Annotated in this window: 14 protein-coding genes; 5 read left to right on the top strand and 9 right to left on the bottom strand. The window is 36.2% G+C overall.

What is annotated here, in order from left to right; genetic code table 11:
* Positions 1–89: 89 nt before the first annotated feature.
* On the top strand, positions 90–629 hold the full coding sequence (locus PXD56_RS04795; protein ID WP_276492182.1) for a DUF2911 domain-containing protein: 540 nt from the start codon (positions 90–92) through the stop codon (positions 627–629).
* Between the two features lie 67 nt (positions 630–696).
* On the opposite strand, the gene PXD56_RS04790 is transcribed toward PXD56_RS04795, so the two are convergent.
* From PXD56_RS04790 to PXD56_RS04775, 4 genes are all read right to left on the bottom strand, one after another.
* The gene (locus tag PXD56_RS04790) at positions 697–2,322 is read right to left on the bottom strand and encodes an amidohydrolase (RefSeq protein WP_420828437.1); all 1,626 of its coding nucleotides are present in this window, start codon (positions 2,320–2,322) and stop codon (positions 697–699) included.
* 99 nt (positions 2,323–2,421) lie between these two features.
* A complete protein-coding gene (locus PXD56_RS04785) occupies positions 2,422–2,853 on the bottom strand; it encodes a hypothetical protein (RefSeq protein WP_276492181.1) in 432 nt (143 codons plus the stop codon).
* Between the two features lie 78 nt (positions 2,854–2,931).
* Entirely contained in the window at positions 2,932–4,749 is a 1,818-nt protein-coding gene (locus PXD56_RS04780; protein WP_276492180.1) for a DUF885 domain-containing protein, read from the bottom strand.
* A 78-nt stretch (positions 4,750–4,827) separates the two neighbouring features.
* On the bottom strand, positions 4,828–5,589 hold the full coding sequence (locus tag PXD56_RS04775; protein WP_276492179.1) for an NYN domain-containing protein: 762 nt from the start codon (positions 5,587–5,589) through the stop codon (positions 4,828–4,830).
* A 286-nt stretch (positions 5,590–5,875) separates the two neighbouring features.
* On the opposite strand from PXD56_RS04775, the gene PXD56_RS04770 reads away from it, so the two are divergent.
* Positions 5,876–6,658: an NIPSNAP family protein gene (locus tag PXD56_RS04770; protein ID WP_276492178.1), complete on the top strand. Its 783-nt coding sequence runs from the start codon at positions 5,876–5,878 to the stop codon at positions 6,656–6,658.
* Here the strand turns inward: PXD56_RS04770 and PXD56_RS04765 are convergent.
* The 4 genes from PXD56_RS04765 to PXD56_RS04750 all read right to left on the bottom strand — a co-directional run bounded on the left by PXD56_RS04765 (position 6,655) and on the right by PXD56_RS04750 (position 14,964).
* Positions 6,655–7,761 carry an OmpA family protein gene (locus tag PXD56_RS04765; RefSeq protein WP_276492177.1) on the bottom strand — a complete coding sequence of 369 codons (1,107 nt, stop codon included), beginning with the start codon at positions 7,759–7,761 and terminating at the stop codon, positions 6,655–6,657. The genes PXD56_RS04770 and PXD56_RS04765 overlap by 4 nt on opposite strands.
* A 133-nt stretch (positions 7,762–7,894) precedes the next feature.
* Complete coding sequence (locus PXD56_RS04760) at positions 7,895–9,907, bottom strand: NHL repeat-containing protein (protein ID WP_276492176.1); 2,013 nt, start codon at positions 9,905–9,907, stop codon at positions 7,895–7,897.
* Positions 9,908–10,066: 159 nt separating this feature from the next.
* Positions 10,067–11,821, bottom strand: a complete 1,755-nt coding sequence (locus PXD56_RS04755; RefSeq protein ID WP_276492175.1) for a TonB-dependent receptor — start codon at positions 11,819–11,821, stop codon at positions 10,067–10,069.
* Positions 11,822–11,946: 125 nt separating this feature from the next.
* Positions 11,947–14,964 carry a tetratricopeptide repeat protein gene (locus PXD56_RS04750; protein WP_276492174.1) on the bottom strand — a complete coding sequence of 1,006 codons (3,018 nt, stop codon included), beginning with the start codon at positions 14,962–14,964 and terminating at the stop codon, positions 11,947–11,949.
* A 155-nt stretch (positions 14,965–15,119) separates the two neighbouring features.
* Here PXD56_RS04750 and PXD56_RS04745 point away from each other — a divergent pair, with 155 nt between their 5' ends.
* Genes PXD56_RS04745 through PXD56_RS04735 form a run of 3 tightly spaced genes read left to right on the top strand, consistent with a single transcriptional unit; the run spans position 15,120 to position 19,208 of the window.
* Positions 15,120–15,803 (top strand): cell division ATP-binding protein FtsE, encoded by a 684-nt coding sequence (locus PXD56_RS04745; RefSeq protein ID WP_276492173.1) that lies wholly within the window; start codon positions 15,120–15,122, stop codon positions 15,801–15,803.
* Between the two features lie 49 nt (positions 15,804–15,852).
* Positions 15,853–16,530 (top strand): hypothetical protein, encoded by a 678-nt coding sequence (locus PXD56_RS04740; protein ID WP_276492172.1) that lies wholly within the window; start codon positions 15,853–15,855, stop codon positions 16,528–16,530.
* A gap of 50 nt (positions 16,531–16,580) precedes the next feature.
* Positions 16,581–19,208 carry an MGH1-like glycoside hydrolase domain-containing protein gene (locus PXD56_RS04735; protein WP_276492171.1) on the top strand — a complete coding sequence of 876 codons (2,628 nt, stop codon included), beginning with the start codon at positions 16,581–16,583 and terminating at the stop codon, positions 19,206–19,208.
* A gap of 121 nt (positions 19,209–19,329) precedes the next feature.
* On the opposite strand, the gene PXD56_RS04730 is transcribed toward PXD56_RS04735, so the two are convergent.
* Positions 19,330–21,957: an MGH1-like glycoside hydrolase domain-containing protein gene (locus PXD56_RS04730; RefSeq protein WP_276492170.1), complete on the bottom strand. Its 2,628-nt coding sequence runs from the start codon at positions 21,955–21,957 to the stop codon at positions 19,330–19,332.
* Positions 21,958–22,124 lie beyond the last annotated feature (167 nt).

The raw sequence follows: 22,124 nt of genomic DNA, 5'->3' as shown, positions 1-22,124 counted from the left end.
TGTAACTATTAAAAAATTTAACTTCTTTTTATTAATTGGACTGTAAGGAACTGCTTAGTTTTATGACCTAGAAAACCAAAACAATTATTATGAAAAAAGTATTTACACTAGCTACACTTATTTTTGCCTTAGTTTTAACTTCTACGGTATCTGCACAAGAATTTTCTGGAATAGACAAAAGCCCTATGGATATGGCTGCCTACCCAACAGATTACAAAGTTTCTGAAAAAGCTGTTCGTATCATTTACGGAAGACCACAGTTAAAAGGTCGTTCTATGGAAGAACTAGCACCTACTGGAAAAGTTTGGAGAACTGGTGCCAACGAAGCTCCTGAAATTACATTTTACAAAGATGTAACATTTGGTGGTAAAGCTATTAAAGCTGGAACATACTCTTTATTCACTATACCTGGTGGAGATGAGTGGACAGTTATTTTGAATAAAAACTTGAATCAATGGGGTTCTTATTTTTATGATGAAGCTGCAGATGTTGCACGTGTAACTGTACCTAATGGTTCTGATGCCGCATCACTTGAAGAATTTTCAATTGCATTCAAAGACGCTAATGGCGGTGCTCAATTAGTAATGGGATGGGACAAAACAAGAGTTGCAGTTCCAATTACAATGTAATTAAAAACTTAACATATCAAAAAAGCCTCGGTCATTGACCGAGGCTTTTTCTTTGTCCAATATTCTGCTATCTAACTATACCGTTTATAAATGTCTGCTCTGCACGAATTGTAGGTATTTCTGCCACAGGTACCGTCATCATATCCTTATCATAAATAACAAAGTCTGCAAACTTACCTGGCTCTATACTTCCTTTTTCATCTTCTTCAAAATTTGAATATGCTGCCCATATAGTCATACCTTTCAAAGTCTCTTCTCTAGTTAAAGCTTCTTCCATTTGAAACCCTCCATTTGGATAACCGCTAGTATCTTGTCTTGCAACTGCTGCGTAGAAGGTTAAAAACGGACTCACATCTTCTACAGGGAAATCTGTACCTAATGCAATTGTACCTGCTTTATTCAACAATGTTTTATAGGCATAAGCTCCTTTTACTCTTTCGCCTAATCTTTCTTCTGCCCAATACATATCACTTGTTGCGTGTGTAGGTTGTACAGAAGGTATTATACCATCTTCAAAATAGTCGAAATCACCATTGGTCAATACTTGTGCATGTTCAATTTTCCATCGTCTATCACCTTTGCCTTTAAGCACATTTTTGTAAGCTCTTAGTACCGCTATATTAGCCGAGTCTCCAATAGCATGTGTATTCATTTGATATTCTGAGTTAGCAAGTTTTTCTGCCAATGCCTCAATATCTGCTACGGGAGTAATCATAGCTCCAAAATGCTTGGGTAAATCACTGTACTCTTCTTTTAAAGCTGCCCCTCTAGAACCCAATGCTCCGTCACCATAAACTTTAATTGATCTTACGTTTAATCGGTCTGTTTTTACAGGACCCTTATTTATATAATAATCTACATCATCTTTATTGTTACTTACCATAGCATAAACTCTAATAGATAATTCACCCGCCTGTTGTAAACTATCGATCAGTTCTATGGTACTTCTATCTAAACCAGCATCGTTAACAGTGGTTAGTCCGTGATTTAAACTAATTCTTTCTGCATCTTTCAACGCCGTAATTTTATCTTCTAGGGAAGGTAGCGGCATTATACTATCTATAAGAGACATTGGGTTATCAACTAAAACACCTGTGATTCCAGCATAGCCATTCTCCCATTTTCTTACTATTTCTCCGCCTTCAACTTTAGTGCTCCAATCTATACCTGCCATATCTAAAGCCTTTTGATTTACTAAATATGCATGACCGTCTACACGCTCTAAAGCAACAGGTATATCAGGAAAAATAGTATCTAGTTCTGTTTTTGTCGGAAATTCTTTTATTTCCCAATCATTTTGATCCCAACCTCTACCTCTAAGAAATGATTTAGGGTTGGCAGCATGGAAAGCCTTTACTCGCTCTAATACCTCATCAAAACTTTTGGTGCCAACTAAATCTACTAATTGTTGATTAAGTCCTAAGCCGTAAAAATGGCAATGTGCATCTATTAAACCAGGAGTAATTGCTCTACCATCAGCATCTATCAATTGATCAGAGGTATATACATCTCTTATTTCATCTGTAGTACCAACAGCAATGAATTTACCATCTTGTACGGCAAATGCCTGTGCTTCTGAAAAGGAGTCGTCTACGGTATAAACTTTGGCATTAACGATTACCAGGTCAACTTTCTCTTTCATGAGTTCGCAACCAGATAATAACACGAGTAAAATTGGAAGTAGTTTTTTCACAACAAAAATAATTAGTTAGCAGAATAGTAAAAGTAAGCACTTATGGCTTACTTCAAATAAAACTGAAAACTAAGTATTTTTTCGGAAAGTTTTAAAACTTTATTCTGCGGGTAATTGTCTTTTTGCTAAAACCTCGCTTGAGCTATTCTCAGAATAAAATTCACCAATCATTTTATCACCTTCTACCTCAAGAACAAAAGAAGTACGGTCTATACCTTCTATATTAATATTAAAATTAATTCGATTGTCTTCAACCTTAATATCCTGACCGTTAAGTGAACCTGTTTTTAAGCTAATAACAACGTTGTACTTGCCACTTTTCTCTGAAATAAACATGCGGCCTTTTTTATAGGGTGCATCTGCATCTGGCATTAAAAATTTCCAAACCCCTAGAACAGGGCTTTTATCAACTATTTGCTCATGTTTGATTTCATCACATGATGAATTTACAGTTCGATTTTCGATAAACGAATTAATAAATAAAACATTCGTAAATAAGACAATTTTTATTAAAACATGGTTAGTGCTCATTTTATAAATTATTGTTTTATATGAAGTAGTAACGCCTCTAAATTAATAATATTTTAGCAATTGTAAGTTTTTTACTACCTAATTCATTTTTTTGGTCATCCAATTCATTATTTTTTCTTCTAACAAAACCAAAGGTAAACTTCCAGAATCTAGAATTTGACTATGAAATTCCCTAATATCAAAATTGTCACCTAAAGCATTTTCTGATTTTGTTCTTAGCTCCCGTATTTTCAATTGACCAATTTTATAAGATAGTGCTTGCCCCGGGGTAGCCATATATCTTTCTATTTCAGCAACAATGCTTTCCTCTGATTCCGCCTCATTATCCAATGAATATTGTATAGCTTTCTCCCTGCTCCAACCTTTAGCATGGATACCCGTGTCAACCACAAGTCTAATTGCTCTATGCATCTCCATGCTCAACATACCAAAGTATTGATAAGGATCTGTATAAATCCCTAATTCTTTACCTAAAGATTCCGCATATAATGCCCACCCTTCTACAAATACACCCATGCTCTCCGGGTGTAAAAACTCCGGTAAATTTGTATTCTCTTGCTGCAAACTCAATTGAAAATGATGCCCAGGTATGGCTTCATGTAAAAACAACGCTTCATCATGCACCATGTTATAGCTTTTTACATAGGGTATAGGAACATAGAAAATTCCTGCCCTTGAGCCCTCTTTTGATCCAGGCACATATTCCGCACTTGCAGACGCTTCTCTAAAAGCTTCCGTTCTACGTACATTAAAATCGGCTTTTGGGGTCAAGGCGAATAAAGAATCTATGCGTAAAGCAATGCGATCATTAATAGCATTAAAACTTTCAATTACCTCTTCTGGCTTTGAAAAAGGCATTAATTCTTTTTTATTACGAAGCGAATTAAAAAAGGATTTTAAGCTGCCTTTGTATCCTATTTCATTCTTTACAGCTTCCATCTCTTTAGAAATACGAACCACTTCAGATAACCCCAATTCATGAATTTCATCTGCGGTCATGTTCGTAGTCGTATGCAATTTTATTAAATATTGATACGTGTCTTTTCCGTTAGGTAAGTCTAACAACCCATCTGTATCTCTGGAAGCCGGTAAATACTCGTCCGTTAAAAACTCATTTAATTCAACATATTTAGGAGTTAATTTATTTTGAATAAAATCTTCATAATTACTTTTCAAAATATCCATATCAACATCAGACAAACCATCAGGAAAATTCATAATTGGTTGATAGAACAGATTCTCTTCTAACGGAATATCAATAAATGATTGTATTTGAGGTAGCATTTTTAGCGTAAGCTCCTTAGGTAGTACAATACCTTTCTCCATACCAACTCTCATTTTATCAATAGACGTATCTAAAAATACGAGGTAATCTTCTAATCTTTTTAACCAGTTATTATAATCCTCAATACTTTTAAAGGGCTGCACACTTGTACCACCACCTAACTGCGCTACATATAGATGCAAAGATTGTATCTGAAAAAGAGGCATGAGCTCAAAACTTGGCAAGTCATAAATGGGCGAAGCAACGGTTACGATAGGGTTCATGACGCCTTCTAATTTCACCTGACAATCCCACTCCATAACGCGCATACTCATATAATCCGCACTGCTAACTTGTGTAGAATCGTAAGCGCTCAACGCTTCTAAAAAATAGGAATACCTATCTTTTAGATGTAAAATGTAATCGTCAGAAATATAATTGGCTATAGTATCATTGTAAGCAGAAAATCCGGCTTTTGTAGCTTCAATTGGATTAATACTTTTTTTGAATTCATAAAACTCCGTAAAAACCTCGGCAATTGGTTTGGTATTATTTAGCTGTTCTTTTTTAGTGGTTTCTTTACATGAGCTAATAACGGCAACACATAACAATAACCAAAGGGTACGAGTCATAAGAGTAGATTTTGTACTGAAAAATACAAAACTATTATGACTGACCAACTTCTATTTTATTGAATTTCTAAAAAGGAATTACTTCTTAGATTTGGAATTTGCCTTTTCCTTGATTTTCACGTAAATCAGCTTTTTACGTCCCTTAGAATCTTCTCTACGTTCAATTTCAAAATGCGGAATGGAATTGATTAACGGAGTCAATTTTTGAAACCCGTAGTTACGAGAGTCAAAATTTGGTTGCTTCTTTTGTAACAAACTACCCACATCACCTAAAAAAGCCCAACCGTCATCATCTGCAACATCGTCTATAGTTGTAGAAATAAAGCGCAATGCCTTTGGAGTAATTTTATCTACCGTATTTTTTTCTGCGGGAGTTTTATCTGCAGCATCGGTCGTTTCTTCTTCTGATCTGCTTTTTAAAATCTCTATATAAATGAATTTGTCACAAGCTACAATAAACGGATTTGGAGTTTTACGTTCACCAATACCAAAGACTTGCATTCCTGCTTCTCTAAGTCTGGTAGCCAAACGTGTAAAATCACTATCACTACTTACAATACAAAATCCGTTTACCTTACCAGAATACAGAACATCCATAGCATCTATAATCATGGCGGAATCGGTAGCATTTTTACCTTGGGTATAGCCGTATTGTTGAATAGGTGTAATGGCATTTTCAAGAAGAACATTTTTCCATTTTCCTAAACGAGGGTTGGTCCAATCGCCATAAATACGTTTTATAGTAGGGTTACCATATTTAGCAATCTCCTCCATCATTTCCTTTACATAGGCAGACGGAATGTTATCGCCATCTATTAATACTGCTAAATTTAAATCCATTTGTACTGTTTTTATGTAAAGATAGATTGATTTCCACTTGAACAGCAAGATGTTAACCGATAAAGTTAAAAATGAATTTTTTACTGCGGATTATCGGTCAATTTAGACTTGGTCATTAAAAGACAAAAGCGCAGCAAATGTGGTTTAAATAAAGAAACATATACTTTATTTAAGATTAATTATCATGGCAAAAAGGATTAATGAAAATTACCTTAACAGCAAAGTACATTATATACCTCACTCATTTTATCATTAACTTGTTAATCTAAAAACAAATTCAGAATTCATGATTCATAAATCTCTCTTACCACTGTTACTTCTTTTACTGGCGATAACGACTTCTTTTTCAAGCTTGGCACAAGAAAAGGAATATTACGAATTAAAAACTTACACCATAAAAAATGAAGCCCAAGAAGATATGGTAGATAACTATTTAAAAAACGCATACCTACCTGCATTAAAAAGAATGGGTATTGAAAATATTGGCGTTTTTAAGGTGCGACCAGATAAATTTAAAGTCAGCGATAAAATTTATGTATTGATTCCCTTTCAATCTCTGGCTGAATTTGATAAACTAGAAGCCATGTTGGCGGTAGATAAAACCCACCTTTCCGCTGGTGCAAAATATATACATGCCACTCATGACAAAAAAACCTTTGAAAGAATTAGTTCGGTATTGTTACGTGCCTTCCCTGATATGCCGAAAATGAAACCTAGTGAAGTTGAAGGTGCACGTGCAGATAGGGTCTATGAATTAAGAAGCTATGAAGGACCAACCGAAGCCATGTACCGCAGAAAAGTTGATATGTTCAACGAAGGTGGTGAAGTAGAACTTTTTGAAAACCTCGGATTTAATGCCGTTTTCTATGCCGATGTAATATCCGGTGATAAAATGCCCAACCTTATGTACATGACCACATTTACGAACATGGAAAAAAGGGATGCCCTTTGGAAGGATTTTGGAACGTCTGATACATGGAAGGAAATTTCTGTGATAGATAAATATCAAAATACTGTAAGCCACGCTGATATTGACTTGCTGTACCCAACGGAATATTCAGACTATTAATCTGGTTTACTCAATATAAATTCTACACGCCGGTTGAGAAATCTACCGGCTTTTGTTTTATTAGTGGCTATGGATTTTGAACTACCAAAGCCTTGTGACGAAATTCTATTTTTCTGAATGCCATTTTCCGTCAAACAGCCAACTACTTCTTTTGCTCGTCTTACGGACAATTTTTGATTAAAAGTATCAGAACCAACATCATCTGTATGCCCTAATATTTGAATATGAATAGATGGATTTATCGTTAAATATGAAAGTAAGGATTCCATTTCTTGCTGATGGTTTCCCCTAATTTTAGCTTTATTAGAATTGAAATAAACATCTTTAAAAACATGAATACTATCTAAAGCATATTCCCTTGTTTGAGTGACAGCGGTATTCTGAAGTTTCGATTTCACCTTGCTCACAGAAACCATATCTAGATAGTAATAAGACCCTTTTGTAATTTTTCTTTTGGTCTGATATTTCTGTGTGCGTTTATTGTTTTTAAAGTTGCCGATGACCATATAGTTCTCTGTACCTGTGGCTACAAACTCCGTCATCAGTTTTACCCATTTTATTTCATCGGAATAATATTTGGAATAGGATATTTCTAGTGCTGCGGATGTATTTCCTTTCAATTTAGAAAAATGCATACCAGATAAAACTTTGCTTGTCTCAACTTCAACGGGAAATTCCGTGAACCTGACACCAAATTCCTTCACCGCAAAATCTGATCGTTCCGCTAAACTCACATAAAATGAAATAGTGTAGCGTTCTCCTTGCTTTAGGGTATTACTTAGTTCCGCTTGAATATACTCTCTGTAATCATTTGGGGCGTACATGTAAAACCCCATGTAACCCACGCCGAAATTTGCCGGCTGTTTTCCATTAAAGTTCTCAGGTGTACCCATTGCCGTACTACACCCATTAAAATAATCTGTAGACCCCAGGGTAGGCATAGTCCAGTCTACCACATCCTTTTCAAAATTACCCAAAGCAACCGGACATTGCTTATAATTTTCAAAACTAGGATTCAAAACAAGATTCTGACCTATCAAAAATAAAGGCACACTTTGCAGAAATAACAATATAAAATAATGATGTTGTCTTTTAAAGTGCATGTATTTTAAATAGAATGCCTAAAATACAGAAAAGATAAAACATGGTAATCTTGCCAATTCAACGCACAAAAAAACCCTTCTCATCTCTAAGAAGGGCCTTACTAACAATAAAAACCAAACCTTACTTCAACTCTTAATTGTTATATAAGTAGATAGATGCAGCAGAAGTTAAGTCATTACTAACAGCTGGCGCAACATTGCCATTGGCATTCAAAGCATCTGAAAAGGCAAGTACTTTACCATTACCGATCTCTGCAATAAATACTGTTTTTGTTTTATGATCATAGGCAACATCAATTGGGTTACCCATTTCTGTTGAAGAACCTGCAACTCTAGATTGATCTAACCATGACAACAAACCACCATCTTCTATACCGGCTAAAACTGTTGAGAAATTTTGTGTAATTTGGAATCCGCCATCTGTATTTACATCGGCAGCATCTCCTATATCTGTCATTACCAATACATCATCGGCTTCGCTATAATCTATACCATGCGTTCTTACTATACCCTCTACAGTAATCCTTTTTGTTGGTGTAATGTCACCATCTGCAGAAAAGTCGGTCAAGAAATTGTCGTACACCGCTAAATCACTAGTTGCATCCACAACAGCTAATAAAGTGTTCCCCATGAACGTAATACCCCAAGTGTCAAAACCGGCATCAAAAGTATTTAATAGACTAAAACTAGAACCGTTGTACTCGTATACGTAGAATTTGTTTTCAGAATTACTAGAAACTACCACCTTGTTACCAAAAACAGCAATCTCTCTCGGGCTAGCCAATTCTGCACTACCGGAAAAATCAGCTGAAATACTTGCTAAATTTGTAACTGCGTTAAAACTACCATAGGCTTCTAAAGCCAAGCCTGATCTTGAAGCCTGAACAATAGCATCATTGAACGCATCATAATAAATACCTTCTGTAGCATCAGAACCTGTAGCTACTGTTTTTGTTAGCACACCAGAACCATCATATACACTTACATTTCCGTCAGCCGTACTTGTTGCATATAATCTTGTTGCCCTAGCCTCGCTAGAATCTCCTGTTTTTCCGTCAGTTTCATCACTACTAAATTGAATTGATGAAGCCATCGCTAAATCCTTATTGAAGGACGGAGACAAATCTCCACCTGAACCTATAGAAGTAAATCCTAATACTTTACCATTTCCTATTTCAGAAACATAAACCGCATCAGTTTCAGAATCATAAGCAACATCAATTGGGTTACCCATTAATGTTGAAGAACCTGCAACGCGTACTTGCATACCTACTGGTAATAATTCTCCATCAGACAACGCATCAAATTTAGAAGAGAAATCAGATATTACGTGAAAACCACCATCTGTATTCGCATCTGTAGCATCACCAATATCGGTCAATACCATAACATCATCTGTACCATCATAAGTAATACCATGTGTTCTTACAATACCATCTATAGTTACTCTTTTAGAAGGATTTAAAACACCACTAGTAGCGTTAGAAAGAAAATCGTAATACACTGCTAAATCTCCTGTCGTATCAACAACAGCATATAAATCATCGCCTTTAAAAGTGATACCCCAAACTGGGAAAGGCACTTCAACCGTACTCGTCAATGTAAATCCGCTCCCTGTATTTTCATACACGAAGAACTTGTTAGCACCATTATCAGCAACTACAAATGAAGATCCGCTAACTGCTAATCCCCTTGGACTCTCCAAATCTGCACCACCTGTATAAGAAGCGGCAACTGCATCGCCATCCATCAAAGCGCTTACATCTGCAAAAGCTTCTAATTGAAGTGCACTTCTAGACGCTTGATAAACTACATCTGTAGTAGCATCATAATAAATACCTTCGGCAGCTGTAGTCGTGGTCATTAAGGTAACCAAAGAATCGCCGGTTACACTGTATCTAGAAATGTTTCCGTTATCATTATTTGTTACAAACAAATCTGCTCTACGACCTAAAACAGTCATACCCTCGCCACAAGGCTCACAAAAAGAACCACCGCAGTCAATACCGGTTTCATCCCCATTCATAATACCATCATCACAGGTTACATCTGGTGTAACCTCTACCAAGGCATCGTCATCATCACTACATGAAGCTGCAAATAATGCGCCTGCTAAAATTGCTAAATAAATTATTGATTTTTTCATATTGTATTTTAGGTTTTATTAGTTGAACCACGAATACTTACGAAGAGATCTAAAGTGGGTTTGGTTTTAATTGTTAAATAAATACTAAAACCAAAAAACACCTAAGAATCAGATGGTTCTGACGCCTTAGGTGTTTATATATTTATTTAAAATCGTACTCTAGAAATCGAATTTATAAGTCGCTCCCCCTAAAATCTGAATTCCCTGAACTTGGAAATTAGCCCAACGTTGGTACGCATTATTAGAAAGGTTTGCCCCTTTTATAAAAAATGACCATTGATCGGTATATCTATATCCAACATGTGCATTGGCATCAAAATAACCATCTAAGGTAATTTGTATAGCAGGAAATTCACTTGGCTGTACATTTTGTACTACCGATGATGAAAAATCTTCACGCTCGCCAACATAGAATAAGTTAGCACCTGCATACCACTTCTCACCTATCTGATAATCCATAAACAGTGATGCTTGTAAGTTTGGCAAGTTCCAAGCAGGATTACCTGTTTCAGTATTATAATCATACACCTCAACATTTACACCTGCCGTAAAATTACGGTTCACATCTACATTCAACTCCCCAAAAATCCCCAAGGTCTTGATGTCATCATAAAACACACCGAAAGAATTACCATAGTAGTATCCTTTATCATCTGACCTAAAATCATTTCTCGGGTTCAACGTATACAACGGTCTGTTATTCTCTGCCGAATATGATCCTTTTACATTATAGCTTAAATTAGGCAGCAACTGCCCCTTAAAACCTACGTAGGCATTGTATTGACTATCTGTAGGGGCAATATTTAATGTTGGAGAAACAAACGGATTACCTTCTACCAAATCATAATAAGAATTTTGTTTTAACTCACCCGTTACTCCACCATATGCAATTACCGTTTCATCTAACAATCTATAAGATGCTGTCACTGCAGGATAAATATAGAAGTTGCTTTCACTATTTTCCAAGTCCATTCCGTAAACCAAATTCACACCCAAATTTAATGACAGATCATCACGCAACATGGTTAACGAAGGATTAACACCTACCTGTAAATTCCCATAAGAAATGCCACCATCATTGGTACTACTATTAACATCTGTATTTTCAAAAGTACCACCAACGTAATCTACATTTACATTAGCATTGAATGTCTCTTCATTTACCGGAAACTCAAACGCAGAATTAAAAATAGCTCTGTTTTCCCCTGAACTTACGGCATCAAAAAATCTACGGTATTTTAAATCTGCTCTTTTAAAATAAACATCCTCTAAATTAATATGACCGCTAACTTCACCCATATAATAGTTTTGACGTTCGTCTATACCATTAATCACGGTTTCACTAAATACACCAGGTTCTATACCGTACCAGTTATATAATTGGTGTTGTAGCCCAATTGCCGCACCCCAATCTAAATCGCGATCACGCTTAGCATAAGAAGCATCTAATCTGGTATCATAGAACGTATCGTTCAATTCTACACCGTCAATACCTCCACGCGAGGATAAATGGTTAAAACCAATATCAAAATTTTCATCTCTATTGATGGTTCTACTCGTATAAAATTCACCCAATACATTACCATACAATCCCGCACCTAAAGAGGCATAAGAGTTATACAATACTGGCGGTGGCAATCTTTCTACTTTTGATGCCGTGCCTTTATTAGGCGTAAATGTTGATGCTACAGGAACGGAAAATATGCTATAAGTAATCGTTTTTTTCTGTAGCACGATAGAGTCGTTCATGTTAGGAACCGACTTAATCTTAAAAGCATCTGAAACGGTTGGCGTGTAAGCTTTGGTCACCGTTACTGTTTCCGTACCCAAATCTTTTTCCTCTTCTTCTTGAGCAAAAACAACTTGAAAACCAAGCGTTAAAAATATAAGCGTAAATATATGTTTGTTGTACATAGGCGTTCTTTTCCTCGATAATCGAGATTTATATGTTCCGAAGCTTGCGTCGAAATCTAAATAAAATTTTCAATTTAATGTTTCACGGGCTTGCCCGGAGTTTGTTTATTAGTGTACGTAATTTTTTAGTTAGGATCTACCGATGAGTTACTTTTTGCCTCTTTTGATTTTATGATTGCCAGTTCTGCTCTTGCCTCTGAAACAATCTCAGGGTACTGCGTAAAGTTTGTTATTACGCTTTCCAAAATATAAGTTGCCTGGTACGCATCATTTAGCGCATAATAGTTTTTAGCCATAAGCACCAAACCTTTACCGCCCCACTCTTTGTATGCCGCATAGTCTTTTGCTAATTTCTGTACCGCTACATTAGAGTTTTCGTATGATCCGTCTTTATTTTCAAAATAGGCGTTGTAATACAAAGCTTCTGCCGCGGTAGCCCCAGATGCAATCTTTAAAACTTCGGCATAGGCAGATTCTGCTTTTACCTCATCATTGGTAGCAATGGCGGACCTTGCAATCATAATATGCGCATCGCTCTTAATTCTATTATCAATGTTTGAAGTAGACAATACTTTTTCAGCGTACTCCAATGTCTTTGGATAGTTCTTTTGATCATAATACCCTTTCATTAAATTAGAACGTGCAAAAGTTCTGTTCTGCTGAATGTTTGCCTGACTCTCTAATTTCAATAAATATGGTAATGCAATTTGGTAATCGTCCTTAGATATATAAACCTCACAAACACGTGTTAATGCCTGCTCTGCATATTCGCTCGTGCTTCTATCTGCAACATATTTATAATATGGTAAAGCAGATTCTTTCTCGCCTTTACCAAAGTACAACTGCGCTAAACTAAAGTTGGCATCTACCGCATGTAACCCGGTAGGGAATTGCTGAATGTAATTCTTGTATCCTTTTATAGCGGCATCTACATTACCTTCTAAATTCTGCTTTTGCGCAGCATCAAAAGTAGCGTTGTCCAATTCTGAATCGGTCACCTCAACAAAATCAAGCGTACGAACCCACGCTGCATATTCGTTTACCTGCCCCATATCTACATAGACCAATTTTGCCGTTGCCACAGCCTGAATAGCTTCTTGTGTTTTTGGAAAATCACGAACAACCGTCTTAAATTTCGCCAAAGCAGCTTCGTTTCTTGCTGCATTATAATTTACAAGACCCTGTCTCATTAATGCTTGTGGCACCAAAGAACTACCTCTATACTCGCTGATCAAGCGATCATAAGCGGCAAGACCTTTATTTTCTTGTCCTTGAGAAACATATGTGTTTCCTAATTCAAACAAGGCATCATCTTTAAAACTTGATCTTGGGTACTGGCTAACAAACTCCTCTAGGTTTTCAATTTTACTAGCACCTTTATCAACATAACCGTAACTCATTGCTTTCTGATAGAACGCATAATCTTTTTCAGGTCCTGTCAACGCCAAAGCCTTATTGTATGTTTCAATAGCTGGCCAGTATTTACTGGTAGCATAATAACTATCGCCTAATCTTAAATATCCATCATGTAATTTCTCTACCGCTACATTTCCATTTGATGTAAATGAACTGAAATAGGTAATGGCATCTGTATACTGTTTCTGTTTAAAGTAGCTATATGCCAAGTTATAATCAACATCTGCATACATGTCCGTATTACTTGCTGACGGATTATTCTTGAACGCCGTATACCCTTTTACTGCATCTTCAAAACGGTTAGATAAATAATCTGACTCCGCTTTCCAATAATCTGCTCGTGCCTTGAACAACATGTCTTCTGCATTGCTCAATGATTTTGCAAAATTCTCAGAAGCTTCATTATAATCGCCTTCCATAAAAAGTTCAATACCTCCGTAATAGGCCACTTTCTGATAGACCGATTTGCTAGCATAATTCTTATTTTCCTCTAGCAGCTTCATAGCACCTTCAAAGTTTTTTGAAGTAATGTATGAATCTACCAATAAGGTCTGCATCTCTTCTTGGTGCTCATCTTTAGGGTAGGTCTTCAAGTAATTTGTAATCACCTGCGGAACTGGCTCATAGGCGTTACCGACCTCATAACTTAAACGTGCGTAATTTAAAAATGCGTCTTTTTGAATCTCCGCACTGTAATCCATTTGCGATGCGTTACGAAAAGCATTTAAAGCTTCTTGCTTTTTATCCAACTTCAAATAACATTCCGCTAAATGATAGTACGCATTTTGTGCTACACTATTGGTACCACCAATGATTTTATTGAACTGCGCAATGGCATTGGCATAATCGCCACCTTTATAATAAGCATAGCCTAAATAGTAATAATCGGTATTGTTCCATTTGCCACCTTTACCGTTGTATTCCGTTAAGTAAGGTATAGCATTTTCATATTGCTTAAGGTTAAAATAACTCTCCCCTATGATCTTGTTCAATTCGGACACTTCTCGTCTGTCTGCCTTTGGCAGTTGCTTTTTTGCCAATGCAATAGCCTCGTCAAACTTGCCCAGCTTAAAGTTCATGTCCGCCTGGTAATAACTAAGTTTTTCTTCCAATACATTTTGATCCGTAATTTGATCAAAACGCTGGTTTGCGGTTTCATAGTCATCTTCTTGATAAGAAATATACCCCAGGTAATACTTTGCCTGAGAACCGTATACCGGTGAATTGGCTACCTTCTCCAAATATTTTTCAGCCTCTTTTGTTTTACGTGATGAAAATAAAGAATACCCATAATTGAAGTTAAACTTATCCATCTCTCCACGAGAAAGAGAACTTTGGTCAACCTTATTGTACCATTTTAAAGCGTACGGATATTTCCCTGTTTGAAAATAGTACTCCGCCACATCGGCAAAGGCAGAATTACGTTTTGTAGAAGTAGGGTATTTTGCCACGAAATCTTCCATTAATCGGTCAGCACCCATCTGGTTTAAGCGCACAGCTGCGTTTGCAGAATAATAAGCGCTATTAGCAGCGGTCTCCTCATCTTTTGTGGACACCTTTACCTTATCAAAAATAGTCTGTGCCGCTTGATATTGTTCGTTATTGTAAAGCGCAAGCGCGTCTTGGAATGCCTTCTGTTCATGGGTATAGATTTTAGTCTCTTGCGCATTGGTCAAACCGACCATACCGAATACCATTGGAATAAAAGCGATATATTTTTTAAGCATAGTGTTCTGTTACTATTTAGTACTACCGTTATCACATGTGATAACGGCAAAAATTGTACCTAAGTATATCTAATACCCACTCAAAATAAAAGATTTTAAAAAAGGGTTCTCTAATATCAAATGGAACTTATTACTTTTATGACAACATTTACGTTATGGAAGAGATTGTTTTAGAACTTAAGGATGCCTCTATTTTTCAAAAGGAGAGCTTGGTGTTGAGTGAAGTAAGTTTAAAGATTGCCAAAGGGGAATTTGTATACCTTATTGGTAAGACCGGTAGTGGTAAAAGTAGCTTCATGAAAACCTTGTATGGCGATTTACCTTTGCAAAAAGGTGAAGGTCATGTGGTTGAGTTCGATTTAAAAACATTGAAGGAAAAAGACATACCATTTCTACGTAGAAAATTGGGTATTGTTTTCCAAGATTTTAAACTACTGCCAGACCGTAATATTAACCAAAATATGTTTTTTGTGTTAAAGGCAACCGGATGGACCGATAAGGCAAAAATGGATGACAGGGTTTCTAACGTACTTGAAAAAGTAGGCATGAAAACCAAGGGTTTTAAATTTCCGCATGAACTTTCTGGTGGTGAACAACAACGTATTGCCATTGCAAGAGCTTTGTTAAATGACCCAGAATTAATTATTGCCGATGAGCCTACCGGAAACCTTGATCCACAAACCAGTGTAGAGGTCATGAAGGTTTTACAGGAAATCAACAAATCTGGTAGAACCATTTTAATGGCGACACATGATTATGCGTTGATTTTAAAATTCCCATCCAAGACCATTAAATGTGATGCCAATAAGGTATTTGAAGTGGTGCAAAGGGCGGTTTAAATATAATTCTAAAATCTCGTTTTAAATACCTTTAGGAATACTCAATTATATGTCCAAAAACAAAAAGGAAATTTCATACACACTTTTAAAAGCGAGTATAGCCTCTATTCCTATTATTGGAGGTGCTGCCTCTGAAATACTTCCTCTTATTTTGAAAAATCCAATTGAAAAAAGAAAAGAATTTTGGATGCAAGAAGTTGGAGAAAAGTTGAAAAGTCTTGAAAAGTCTAATTCAATTAAATTGACTGAATTATCTAAAAAAGAAATATTTATTGACACGGTTATTAGAATATCAACAGAAGCTCTAAAAACTAGCGAACAAGAAAAATTAAAATATTTTAAAAATGCTCTTATAAACACAGCTATACTCGAAAATTTAGATATTTCCGAGGTTAACATATTTACACGATTTATTTCTGAATTTACCATTTGGCATATCCAAATTTTAAACCTTTTCGACAACCCTACTAATTGGTTTATTAAAAATGAAATTGACTTTCCTAAATTCTCCTCAGCTCCATTATCTAAGATTCTCATTAACGCCTTTTCCGAACTAAAAGAGAGAAAAGAGTTTTGTGATTTAATTTGGTCAGACCTTTATAGATCTGGACTAATAAATACTGCCGACCTAAATGTCGGTATAACTTCAAATGGATTGAAATCTTCGAGAACTACTCTTTTTGGCAAGAAGTTCTTGTCTTTTATTCATGAAGATGAGTCTCAATAAAGAAATTAGCATTAAACGTACCGCTATGCGAATAGCCATAAAAATATCTTATGAAAAATCCTGAAAAAATCCGTTTATCCCAACAACAAAAAGAAGAAAAAGACTGGTTAAAATGGGGACCCTATTTAAGTGAACGTCAATGGGGAACAGTACGTGAAGATTATAGTGCCGGTGGCGATGCTTGGAACTATTTTCCGCACGACCATGCCAGAAGTCGTGTTTTTCGTTGGGGAGAAGATGGTCTTGCAGGTATTAGTGATCGTTATTGCAACATGTGTTTCAGCATCGGTTTGTGGAACGGTAAAGACCCCATAATTAAAGAACGCTTATTCGGTTTAACAGGTCCGCAGGGTAATCATGGAGAAGATGTAAAAGAGTTGTATTACTATTTAGAGAATACTCCGTCTCACTCCTACATGAAATACTTGTACAAGTATTCTCAGAAAGCATATCCGTATGAGCAACTGATTAACGAGAATCAAAACCGCAATAGAAGAGAACTAGAATTTGAGTTATTGGATACCGGTATTTTTGACGACAACACCTATTTTGATGTCAGTACAGAATATGCAAAAGGTGATGAAACCGATATTCTAATTCACATTACCATTACCAACAGAAATTCAAAAGCAGCACCTATTACTTTATTACCGCAAATGGTAATGCGTAATCATTGGACGTTTAAAGAAATGTCTAGAAAGCCTGTTATCACTCAAAAAGGAACCAAAAGCAATCCTTATGTACATATAGACCATCCTTACGTGGGCAATTACAATCTCTATTTTCAAAAAGCGGCACATTTATTCTTTACCGAAAACGAAACCAATAGAGAAACAGTATATAAAGAAAAGAACGACCACCCGTTTAAAAAAGACATATTCAACAATGCGGTATGCAACAATGATTTTGAGCTAGCTACCAAGAACAGTTCAGGCACCAAATTTGCACCGTTATACCAAGAGATTATTGGTGGTGGGGAAACTAAAACATTTCAACTACGCTTAACAGAAGAAACTCTTGAAGCGCCTTTCTCTGATTTTGATACTATTTTTAAAGCACGACAAGAAGAATGTGCTCAGTTTTATGATGAAATAGCTCCAAAAGCAACAGATGATAGAAAGGCGATTTTAAAACAAGCCTTTGCAGGTTTACTTTGGACGAAGCAATACTATAATTACGAAGTTGAAAAATGGTTAGAGGGAGATTACAAAACTTCAAAACCACCACAAGAACGAAAACATGGTAGAAACAGCCAATGGAAAACTTTACGGAATCATGATATTCTATCTATGCCAGATGCCTGGGAGTACCCTTGGTATGCTGCTTGGGATTCTGCTTTTCACTGTGCATCGTTCGCCTCTATAGATCCAGAATTTGCCAAAGACCAGCTTTTGCTATTTACCAAAGAATGGTACATGTCACCTAACGGGCAGATACCTGCCTATGAATGGAATTTTAGTGATGTGAATCCGCCAGTTCAGGCATGGGCAACTTTACAAATTTACGGCACCGATAAATCTATCACCGGCGTACCAGACATCAAGTTCTTAAAACGAATGTTCAATAAATTGAATTTGAACTTTAACTGGTGGGTGAACCGTTTAGATAGAAATGACAACAATGTTTTTCAAGGCGGATTTTTAGGTTTGGATAATATTGGAGTTTTTGACCGAAGCCATGGCGTACCCGGCGGCGGATCATTAGACCAAGTTGATGGCACCGCTTGGATGGCGATGTACAGCCTAAACATGCTAGAGATCAGTTTACGTATTGCCGAACATGACGATTCTTATGAAGACATGGCTACCAAGTATTTTGGGCATTTTATATTCATTGCCGAGGCATTGAACAAAATGGATACCGATAAGGCAAACACTTGGGATGATGACGAAGGATTTTTCTATGACCGTTTAACAATGCCTAACGGGCAATCTACGACCATAAAAGTACGATCAATTGCAGGCATGTTATCACTAGCCGCTGTATTGACCATTAAGAAAAGTGTTCTAGATAAATTTCCAAAATTTAAAGCCAGTGTTCTTTGGTTTAAAAAATATCGAAAAGAAACTTTGAAGTATGAGGTGATTCAACAATATGAAGCAGATGGCGATTTGCTTTTATCATTGGTTCCAAAAGATCGAATGCAAAAATTAGTTAGTGCGCTTTTAGACGAGAAAGAATTTTTGAGTGAATATGGCATACGATCATTATCTAAAGTACACGAAAAGGCATATCAAATTCATATTGACGGTGTAGACTATTCCATTGACTATGAACCTGCAGAATCTACCGTATCACTCTTTGGGGGTAACTCTAACTGGCGTGGACCTATTTGGATGCCTATGAACTATCTATTCATACAGGCACTACGTGAATACCAATGGTATGACGGTAATGATTTCCTTTTTGAATACCCAACGGGAAGCTCAAAATTATTAAATCTTAAACAGGTAAGCGACGAGTTGAGCAAACGCTTGATCCACATGTTCGAGAAAGATGAAGAAGGTAATAGAGCTATCAATAAGAACTACGAGAAATACTACCAAGACCCTAATTTTAAAGATTTGATCTTATTCTACGAATATTTTCATGGAGAAAATGGTCGTGGTCTAGGCGCGTCTCACCAAACAGGTTGGACGGCATTGGTTGCCAACCTTATTGAGCAATTAGAAGATTAAAGAGATTTATTTACACACCTAACTATCGGTAAATTACATTACTAGTACTTTATTTAAAAAATAGAAATTAAAAAAGAGGCATTTAAAATGCCTCTTTTTTTTATAAAATATCTTATGAATTTTAGCTGTTCTGCTCCAACTCCATAATTAAATTAGCTACTAAAGCAGTCCACCCGGTTTGGTGAGAAGCACCAAGCCCTTTACCAGAATCGCCATCAAAAAATTCATAAAAGAAATGTTCGTTTTTAAAGTGCTCATTATTGGTGAACACTTTATTAGTATCTTCTGAGTGGTATACAAATTTACCATCTTTATTAGGCTCAAATAATTTTATCAATCTTTTTGAAATTTCATTTGCAATCTCATTCAAGTTCAATTTCTTACCAGACCCTGTTGGAAATTCATATACATATTGATCACCGTAATATGAATAGTATTTACGAAGCGATTGTACAATCATATAATTTAAAGGTAACCAAATTGGTCCACGCCAGTTAGAATTACCTCCGAACATATTAGAGCGACTTTCCCCTGATTCATATGAAATTTGGTGATGACCGTTGTGTTTAAACACATACGGGTGTTTTTCATGATATTTAGAAAGTGAACGAATACCATAGTCAGACAAAAACTCGTTCTCATCTAACAAGCGACACAATAATTTTTCTAATCGAAAGCCTCGCATAATGGAAAACAAGTAATTACCATCAGAATTAAATTCTTCAATATTAGAAATCAAAGAAGCTAAATCTGGTCTTGTCCTTACAATTTCTGCAGCCCTAACCTTAAAATTCTTTAACTCATCAAACAAATCTTTATGAATGATCTCTACCGCGAACATTGGTATAATACCCACCAATGACCTTACTTTTAATCGGTCTGTATTTCCGTTGTCCATTTCTACTACATCATAATAGAAATTATCTTCATCATCCCAAAGAGAAATATCTTTTTGCCCTATGTGATGCATTGCCCATGCAATGTTCAAGAAATGCCTAAAGAATTTGGCAACACTTTCCTCATAATTAGGATTGATTGTTGCCATCTCTAATGACATACGCAGCATATTCAAGGTAAACATGGCCATCCAACTAGTGGCATCTGCCTGTTGCATTCGGGTAATACCCTCTGGCATATGGTTTCTATCGAATACCCCAATATTATCCAAACCTAAGAATCCGCCTTCAAAAAGGTTGGTTCCGCTTTTATCTTTTTGGTTGACCCACCAAGTAAAGTTGACCAATAGTTTTTGATAAGCTTTTTCTAGAAAACTATAGTCTCCCTTACCTGTTCGCTTTTTATCTTTTTTATAAACAGTCCACACGGCCCATGAATGTACAGGAGGGTTTACATCACTAAAATTCCATTCATATGCCGGTATTTGTCCATTAGGGTGCATATAGCTTTCCTTCAAAACCAACAGCAATTGTTCTTTGGCAAAATAAGGATCTATTTCTACGAAAGATGCCATATGAAAAGCGAGATCCCACGCAGCATACCAAGGGTATTCCCACTTATCGGGCATTGAAATTACGTGCCTATTGGTCAAATGCTCCCAATGCTTATTTCTAGAATCTGTTCTGTAAGGCTTAGATTCTCCTGGACCGCCAAACAGCCATTTGTATACATCGTAGTAATAGAATTGCTTTGTCCACAGTAATCCTGAAAATGCTTTTTTAGCAATCTCCTGTTGTTGTGCCGGAAGTTCTTTTTTTAGAATATCACCGTAAAACTCTTCACATTCCTGAATTCTCTTTTCAAAAATTGCATCATAACTGCCCCAAGGATCATCAAGTTTTTTCTTGCTTAGACGTACTTTGATTGTTTTCTCCTCGCCAGATTTTAATCGCAATTTGTGCCAAACGGCAAACTTAGAACCTTTCTTATCTGGGTTTACCGTAGGTTGACCATCTATAACATGGTCGTTTATACCATCTTTTACATATTGCACCTCATTAGGCACGCCGTAAATACGTTGATTATTGGTCTCGTTCTCACAGAAAAGTTGTTCACCCTCTTCATGATAAAAATAGTAACGCCCATTTCGTGTACTGCGCGATTGTACAGAACCATCTGAAATGACTTTCATCTCTGGGCGTTCAAACCTATTATTATGTTTCCAGAAATTACGGAACCATAAATGTGGAAGTACATGAATGTTTGCAGCCCTAGGACCTCTATTGATTACCGTAACTTTCATTAAAATATCACCAACATCTTCTTTGGCGTATTCTATAAAACAGTCAAAATAGGTGTTGTTATCAATAGCTTTGGTATCTAAAATTTCAAATTCAGATTGCTCCCTATTTCTACTTTTATTCTTTTTTACCAGCTCTGTATAAGGAAACTTCTTATGTGGGTATTTGTATAAATATTTAGCGTAAGAATGTGTAGGCGTAGAAACCTGATGAAAATAAAGTTCTTTTACATCTTCGCCATGGTTACCCTCATCATTGGTTAGACCAAATAAACGCTCTTTTAAAATAGCATCTTTTCCGTTCCAAAAGGCAGGTGCCATACAAAGAATTTCTCTAGAATCGCAAAAGCCTCCAATACCTTCTTCTCCCCATCTATAAGCATTGCTACGTGCTTTATCATGACCAACGAAACTCCAAGCGTGACCTTCTGGACTATAATCTTCACGAACCGTTCCCCACTGACGTTCAGCTAAATAAGGACCCCATCTTTTCCAGTTTTTATAATTATCCTCTGTGGCTAATCTTTCTTCCTCTGCATTTTTATGGACCATAAAGTCTTTTTGAATTATACACTTTTCTTTTCAACTTTCATTGCGCAATGGCAATCTAAAAAGTTTTACAAATGTAATATCCAAACAGGATATCATATTAAAAATACTATTTGTTATAGTATAAGATTGATTAACGTAGACATCAAGTGATTAGTATTACTTAATCT

Source organism: Maribacter zhoushanensis, assembly GCF_029350975.1.
In the GTDB taxonomy this organism is placed as follows: Bacteria; Bacteroidota; Bacteroidia; order Flavobacteriales; family Flavobacteriaceae; genus Maribacter; species Maribacter zhoushanensis.
The sequence above is the reverse complement of the archived record's forward strand: the minus strand, read 5'-3'. Positions and strand labels throughout refer to the sequence as shown.